This window comes from Actinomadura sp. HBU206391, from assembly GCF_014323665.1.
Classification (GTDB): Bacteria; Actinomycetota; Actinomycetes; order Streptosporangiales; family Streptosporangiaceae; genus Actinomadura_C.
Window position 1 is genome coordinate 1 of the sequence record NZ_JABVEB010000270.1, and the last position, 7009, is coordinate 7009.

The following is a 7009-nucleotide window of genomic DNA, read 5'->3' on the forward strand; positions in this document are numbered from 1 at the left end:
CCGCCCGGGAACGACCTGACCTGGTCCTCCTGGACGTGATGCTGCCGGACATGGACGGCTTCACGGTGGTCCACCGGTTGCGGAACGAGATCGCGACCGGAGGCGGGACCGGACACGTGCCGATCCTCTTCCTCACCGCGCGAGACGGGTCCGCGGACAAGATCAAGGGCCTGACCATCGGCGGCGACGACTACGTCACGAAACCGTTCGACCTGGAAGAACTGATCGCCAGGATCCGGGCCATCCTGCGGCGTACCGGCGGCCTGGCCGACGACGCACTCACCGTGGCCGATCTGCGGCTCGACCTCGAGGCCCACCAGGTGCTCCGCGCCGGCAGATCGATCAGGCTCTCCCCCACCGAGTTCCGGCTGCTGCGCTATCTGATGGAGAACACCGGCCGGGTGCTGTCCAAGGCCCAGATCCTCAACCAGGTGTGGCACTACGACTTCGGCGGCGACACCAGCATCGTGGAGTCCTACATCAGCTACCTGCGCCGCAAGGTCGACACCGCCGAGCCCAAGCTCATCCACACCGTGCGCGGCGTCGGCTACGTCCTGCGCAGACCCACGCCATGACCGCCGTCGGGGGGCTTGGATCGACTCCTCAGCGACCTGGTGCCGAACCTCAGTCGGGTCCAGAGAAGATCAGGATGTGCGGGTGGGGCGGGTGGGACTCGAACCCACGACCAAGGGATTATGAGTCCCCTGCTCTAACCGGCTGAGCTACCGCCCCGAGGCGTGACCACCGCAGCGTTCACGATAGCGGGTGACGGCCCGGCGCGCTCCTTCGCGTTCGCGCCGGGCCGGGCGCGATCAGCCGGTGAGCCAGACCGCGCCGTCGGCGGGGAGCAGCCCGTCGGTCACGGAAGCCGACGCCAGCAGCACTTCGCGATCGGCGGGCAATGTCACCGGCGCATCGCCCATGTTGACCATGCAGACGAATCCGTCACCGCGGGCGAAGGCCAGCACGCCCGGCTCCTCGCCGTCGAGCCATCGCATCGGGCCGGACGGTCTCAACCGGATCGCCTCCCGGTAGAGCCGAAGCGTCGAGGCGGGGTCGGATAGCTGTACCTCGACCGTGCGGCGCTTCCAGTCCTCGGGCTGGGGCAGCCACGTGGAGGCCCCGTCGGGTGAGAACCCGAACGGCGCGGCGTCGCCGGACCAGGGCAGCGGGATCCGGCACCCGTCGCGGCCGACCCGTTCGCCTTTCGTACGGTGGAAGACCGGATCGTCGCGCACCTCGTCCGGCAGGTCCAGCACCTCGGGCAGCCCCAGCTCCTCGCCCTGGTAGACGTAGGCCGAGCCGGGCAGCGCGAGCTGCAGCAGTGCCACCGCCCGCGCGCGCCTGCCGCCGAGCTCCTCGTCGACCTCGGCGGGCGTCGGCCGATCCCAGATCGCCGGCTCCCGTCTGCCGTACCTGGTGACCGGCCGGGTCACATCGTGGTTGCCGATGACCCACGGCGCCACCACCGAGTTGCCCTGTGCGGCGGAGACGGAGAAATCGACGGTGTCGCGCCACGCGGTGGCGTCCCAGGGCGTGGCGATCGGCAGGAAGTTGAAGACCTCATGCATCTCGCCGTCGACGAAGTACGCGAGCATGCCCTCCCGCTCGTCGAACCAGAACTCGCCAACGGCGGTGCGCTCTCCCGGGAACACCTCGCCGGGGTAGGAGTCCAGGATCTCGCGCCACGTGCGGTAGAGGTCGTGCAGTTCGGGCCGGTGATACCACGCCGACGGCCGGTCGGACGGAGTCGGGTCGGCGGCATCGGGCAGCAGCGGATCCTTGTAGAGCCCGTGCGCCACGTCGACCCGCAGGCCTGCGACTCCCCGATCCAGCCAGAACCGGATGACGTCCTCGAACAGCCGGTGGACCGCCGGGTTTCGCCAGTTCCAGTCGGGCTGCGAGGAGTCGAACAGGTGGAGGTACCACTGCCCGTCCGGCACCTGCGTCCACGCCGAGCCACCGAAGATCGACTGCCAGTTGTTGGGCGGCCCGTCCCCGCGTCCGTCGCGGAACATGAACAGGTCGCGCTCGGGGCCGCCCGGCGCCGCCGCGAGGGCGGCCTGGAAGACCGGGTGCGCCGACGAGCAGTGGTTGGGCACGAGATCGACGATGATCCGGATGTCACGCTCGGCCGCCTCGGCGACCACGGCGTCGAAGTCGGCGAGGGTGCCGAAGCGCGGGTCGACGTCGCGGTAGTCGGCGACGTCGTAGCCGCCGTCCGCCATCGGTGACGGGTAGAACGGCGAGAACCAGATCGCGTCGACGCCGAGGTCGGCGAGGTACGGCAGGCGGGCACGCACTCCGGCGAAGTCGCCCATGCCGTCGCCGTCGCCGTCGGCGAAGCTCCGGGGATAGATCTGATAGATCACGGCGTCGCGCCACCAGCTCACTCGGCGGGCTCCCTTCACACGGGGGGTTGCGAAGACGCCGCCCATGGTCCCACGGATCTCCGCCGAACGTCCCCTGCCGATGGCCCACCGGCCACCCGCCACCGAAGTACCGACGGCTCGGATTGACGGACCTCCCCCACCAGCCGTATCGTCTATCGGAAAGCGCTTACCAGCTTGGTGTCAGGAGATTCAGATGAGCGCGCGCACTGTCGGCGTCGTGATGAACGGCGTCACCGGCCGAATGGGTTACCGGCAGCACCTGGTCCGTTCGGTACTGGCGATCAACGCCGAAGGGGGCGTGACGCTCTCCGACGGCGGCCGGGCCCTGCTCAAGCCCGTCCTCGTCGGGCGCAGTGAACTCAAGTTGCGCGAACTCGCGAAACAGCACGAGATCGCCGACTGGACGACCGACCTGTCCGCGGCGCTCGCCGATCCGAGCAACCCCATCTACTTCGACGCGCAGGTCACTCACGCCCGGGTCGCCTCGGTGACCAAGGCGATCGAGGCCGGCAAGCATGTCTACATCGAGAAGCCGACCGCCGAGACCGTCGAGGACGCGGTATCGCTGGCCAAGGCCGCGAAGTCCGCGGGCGTGAAGAACGGCGTCGTGCAGGACAAGCTGTTCCTGCCGGGCCTGCTGAAACTCAAACGCCTCGTCGACGGCGGCTTCTTCGGCCGGATCCTGTCGGTCCGCGGCGAGTTCGGCTACTGGGTGTTCGAGGGCGACTGGCAGGAGGCCCAGCGGCCCTCGTGGAACTACCGCGCCGAGGACGGCGGCGGCATCATCCTGGACATGTTCCCCCACTGGGCGTACGTCCTCGAGACCCTGTTCGGCCGGATCGAGGCGGTGACCGCGAAGGCGGTCACGCACATCCCCGAGCGCGTCGACGAGACCGGCGGTACCTACGCCGCGACCGCCGACGACGCGGCGTACGGCCTCTTCGAACTGGCCGGCGGCGTCATCGCGCAGATCAACTCCTCCTGGTGCGTACGGGTCAACCGCGACGAGCTCGTGGAGTTCCAGGTCGACGGCACCGAGGGCAGCGCGGTCGCGGGCCTGCGCAACTGCCGCGTGCAGCACCGCAGCGCGACGCCGAAGCCGGTGTGGAACCCCGACCTGCCCGCCTCCGAGCCGTTCCGCAGGCAGTGGCAGGAGGTCCCCGACAACGGCGAGTTCCACAACGGCTTCAAGACCCAGTGGGAGCTGTTCGTCCGGCACGTGCTCGAGGACGCGCCCTTCCCGTACGACCTCGCGGCAGGTGCCCGCGGAGTGCGGATCGCCGAGGCCGGGCTGCTGTCCTCGGCGGAGGGCCGCCGGATCGAGATGTCGTCGATCGGTACCGAGGAAGGGGAACTGTGATCTCCCGGGAGCATCGCGTGTTGCGCGGCCGGACGTCGCACTCGTCCGCCACAGGTCTGTCGATCACGCTGCCGACGGCCGAGGGCGGTCTGGAGCCGTACCAGGTCGGCGGTCCGAGAACCCGCGCCACGTCGGGCCCTCCGGTGTCGCGCATCGCCTACGCGGCCGCACACGTGGTCGCGGACCCGCTGGCGGGCAACGGCCCCGGCGAGCCCGCCCGTCTCGACTGGGATGCGACGCTCCGCTTCCGCCGGCACCTGTGGTCGTACGGCCTGCGGGTGGCCGACGCGATGGACACCGCCCAGCGCAACATGGGCCTGGACTGGCCGGCCACCCGTGAGCTGATCCGGCGCAGCGCCGCCGAGGCCGGAGCGTACGGCGACCCGGCCGAACTCATCGCGTGCGGCGCGGGCACCGACCACGTCCCCGGCGCGCAGACCCTCGCCGAGATCGTCGCCGCCTACACCGAGCAGATCGAGACCGTACGAGACGCGGGCGCCGGCGTGATCATCATGGCGAGCCGCCAGCTCGCCGGGGCGGCCCGCGGCCCGGACGACTATCACGCCGTGTACGACGAGCTGCTGTCGCAGGCCGACCGGCCGGTGATCCTGCACTGGCTGGGTGAGATGTTCGACCCGGCGCTCGCCGGCTACTGGGGCTCGTCCGATGTCGACGAGGCCACGGAACACCTGCTGGCGCTGATCCGCGACCATGCGGCCGACATCGACGGGGTCAAGGTGTCGCTGCTCGACGCCGACCATGAGGTACGGCTGCGCGCCGCGCTGCCGGACGGCGTCAAGCTCTACACCGGTGACGACTTCAACTATCCCGACTTGATCGCCTCGGGCAGCCATGCGCTGCTCGGCGTCTTCGACCCGATCGCCCCGGCGGCCGCCGCGGCGCTGCAGGCCTTCGACGCCGGCGACCTGGCCGGTTATGAAGCGATCTTGGCGCCGACCGTGCCGCTGTCCCGGAAGATCTTCGAGACGCCGACCTACCACTACAAGACCGGCATCGTCTTCCTGGCCTGGCTGGCCGGCCACCAAAACGCCTTCACGATGGTGAACGGGGCCCAGAGCGCCCGCTCCGTCGTGCACCTCGCCGAGGTGTTCCGGCTCGCCGACGCCGCCGGCCTGCTGCCGGACCCCGACCTCGCCGTGCGGCGCATGCGCACCCTCCTCGCGGTGCACGGAGTCGAGCGTTGACCCCGGAGACGACCGCCGCCGACCCGGTCCGCCGGCTATCGCTCAACCAGTGGACGACACGGCGGTGGTCGGTGCCCGAGGCGGTCGACGGCTGTGTCCGTCACGACCTGGGTGCGATCGGGCTGTGGCGCGAACCGGTGGCCGAGCACGGCCTCGCGGCGACCGCCAAGCTGGTGCGAGACGCAGGGCTGCGGGTGTCGTCGCTCTGCCGCGGCGGCTTCCTCACCGCCGGCGACCGGGCGTCGCTCGACGACAACCGGCGGGCCGTCGACGAGGCGGAGGAGCTGTCCGCGGCCGCCCTGGTGCTGGTGGTCGGCGGGCTGCCGGGCGTCGTACCCGGCGAGGGCCCGCAGCCCGGGTTCTCGCGTGACCTCGCGGGGGCACGGGAGCGGGTGGCCGAGGCGCTCGCCGTGCTCGCGCCCTACGCCGGCGAGCGCGGCGTGCGCCTGGCGCTGGAGCCGCTGCACCCGATGTACTGCGCCGACCGGGCCGTGCTCTCGACGCTGGGCCAGGCCCTCGACCTGGCCGCCGGGTACCCGGTCGAGCAGGTCGGCGTCGTCGTCGACACCTTCCACGTGTGGTGGGATCCGGAGCTGTCCGCCCAGATCGCCCGGGCGGGCGGCCCGAACGGCGGGCGCATCGCGAGCTACCAGGTGTGCGACTTCCTCGCCCCGCTCCCGGCCGACGTGCTGCTCGGCCGGGGCATGATGGGCGACGGCATCATCGACTTCGGCCCGCTGACGGCGGCCGTGACCTCGGCGGGTTACACCGGCGACATCGAGGTCGAGATCTTCAACGCCGAGATCTGGGCCGCGGACCCCGACGAGGTCGTCGCCACGATGAAGCGGCGCTATCTCAGCCTGATCGCGTGATAGCGGTGTGTTCGGTGGCCCTGGGAGGGGCCACCGAACACACCGCTGACGCGCCCGCCGCTCACTCCGGTCACCCCGGGCTCTCGGCTAAGAGCCTCCGGAGGGCGGACTCCGCGCGACAGCACGGCCCGCAGCTCTTCAGCTTGCCGCCCCAACCTCCGTCGATCAGGACCTTGGCCACGGCGGCCGCGCTCTCGCACGCCCGCGACTCCACGTCGTCCCAGCCGAGCCGGAGCGGCGCGTCGCCCTCGAGCACCGCCCGGTTGTCGCGCCACACGTCGCGCAGGACACCGTCTCCGGTGTGGCCGAGCTGCCCGTCGAGCTCGACACGAGTGCGGTAGCGCTCGTACCGGTTGTCGAGGTAGGTGACGCGCCCGTCCGCCTTCCGCCGCAGCTGCCGGGTGGCCCTCGGAAGCCCGTGCGGCCGTTCGACGCGCCTTACGTAGCGCAGCTCCAGGAGCGAGTGAGCGCCGTCGGCGACCTCGCCGCAGGATTCGAGCAGCTCCCTGCGCCACCGGAACCGGCGGCGCGCCCCGATCGCCGCGACGATCCGGTCGTGCGTCGTCAGCCCACGGCGCACCGCTTCGGCGATCACGCCGGCGGCCTCGTCCATGGTCCGGGCCGACTGGGTGAGGTCCGCGACCGTCTCTTCCACCCGGGTGCGGGGAGGCAGCCGGGCGGGATGCCGCGACGACGGAAGCCGGGAGGAGTGGTGCATCACGATTCCGGGGGGCGGGTCCACTTTACGGCCCCGAGGCACGGTGACGTGGACCGGCCGGTCGCCCGGACCGGTGCGGGATCGATCACCGGCGCCAGAGGGCCCTTCGAGCAGCCCCCATGCCTCCGCCGCGGACTCATGGCTGAGCACGGCCCCTTTCCCGCAGACCAGCACTGCGGCCCACAGCCGTGCCCCGCGGCCGATGGGCCCGCTGAACGTCGCATAGACGCCTCGGTGATCCCCGTGGCGGCCCGCCTCAGGGCGTTGGCGGTAGACCCGCTGCCATCGGCCGGACTCGACCCGGCACCGGATGGCCTTGGCCGACAGGCCGGCACCGAGCGCCTGCCACCTCGTGACGATCCCGTCCTGCCCGGCGGCGAGGGCCGCCACAGCCCGCTCGGCTCGGTCGCGCATGGCCCAAGCCTGGCGATCCAGAACGAAGACAAGAAGCCCGAACGTGA

The 7009-nt window shown here is 71.2% G+C and carries 6 protein-coding genes and 1 tRNA gene; 4 read left to right on the forward strand and 3 right to left on the reverse strand.

What is annotated here, in order from left to right; all coding sequences use genetic code 11:
- On the forward strand, nucleotides 1–575 hold a 575-nt coding region (locus HKK72_RS33765; protein ID WP_187238479.1), incomplete at its 5' end, for a response regulator transcription factor.
- Between the two features lie 83 nt (nucleotides 576–658).
- On the opposite strand, the gene HKK72_RS33770 is transcribed toward HKK72_RS33765, so the two are convergent.
- Both HKK72_RS33770 and HKK72_RS33775 read right to left on the reverse strand, forming a co-directional pair.
- Nucleotides 659–732: transfer RNA gene (locus HKK72_RS33770), tRNA-Ile, on the reverse strand.
- An 80-nt stretch (nucleotides 733–812) separates the two neighbouring features.
- Nucleotides 813–2438, reverse strand: a complete 1626-nt coding sequence (locus HKK72_RS33775) for a glycoside hydrolase family 13 protein (RefSeq protein WP_187238480.1) — start codon at nucleotides 2436–2438, stop codon at nucleotides 813–815.
- 148 nt (nucleotides 2439–2586) lie between these two features.
- On the opposite strand from HKK72_RS33775, the gene HKK72_RS33780 reads away from it, so the two are divergent.
- From HKK72_RS33780 to HKK72_RS33790, 3 genes are read left to right on the forward strand one after another with little or no spacing between them, the layout of a single operon-like run.
- Nucleotides 2587–3753 carry a Gfo/Idh/MocA family protein gene (locus tag HKK72_RS33780; protein WP_187238481.1) on the forward strand — a complete coding sequence of 389 codons (1167 nt, stop codon included), beginning with the start codon at nucleotides 2587–2589 and terminating at the stop codon, nucleotides 3751–3753.
- A 56-nt stretch (nucleotides 3754–3809) separates the two neighbouring features.
- Nucleotides 3810–4958, forward strand: a complete 1149-nt coding sequence (locus HKK72_RS33785) for a dihydrodipicolinate synthase family protein (RefSeq protein ID WP_187238484.1) — start codon at nucleotides 3810–3812, stop codon at nucleotides 4956–4958.
- Nucleotides 4955–5830 (forward strand): sugar phosphate isomerase/epimerase family protein, encoded by an 876-nt coding sequence (locus HKK72_RS33790; protein WP_187238482.1) that lies wholly within the window; start codon nucleotides 4955–4957, stop codon nucleotides 5828–5830. Before HKK72_RS33785 ends, HKK72_RS33790 begins: the two co-directional genes overlap by 4 nt.
- Nucleotides 5831–5900: 70 nt before the next feature.
- Here the strand turns inward: HKK72_RS33790 and HKK72_RS33795 are convergent.
- Nucleotides 5901–7009: type IV toxin-antitoxin system AbiEi family antitoxin domain-containing protein (locus tag HKK72_RS33795; protein ID WP_222721478.1), on the reverse strand; the 1109-nt coding region annotated here is incomplete at its 5' end.

Excerpts from the sequence above, each read along its gene's own strand:
- HKK72_RS33775 (WP_187238480.1), bottom strand. The coding sequence starts at position 2,438 with ATGGGCGGCGTCTTCGCAACCCCCCGTGTGAAGGGAGCCCGCCGAGTG.
- HKK72_RS33780 (WP_187238481.1), top strand. The coding sequence starts at position 2,587 with ATGAGCGCGCGCACTGTCGGCGTCGTGATGAACGGCGTCACCGGCCGA.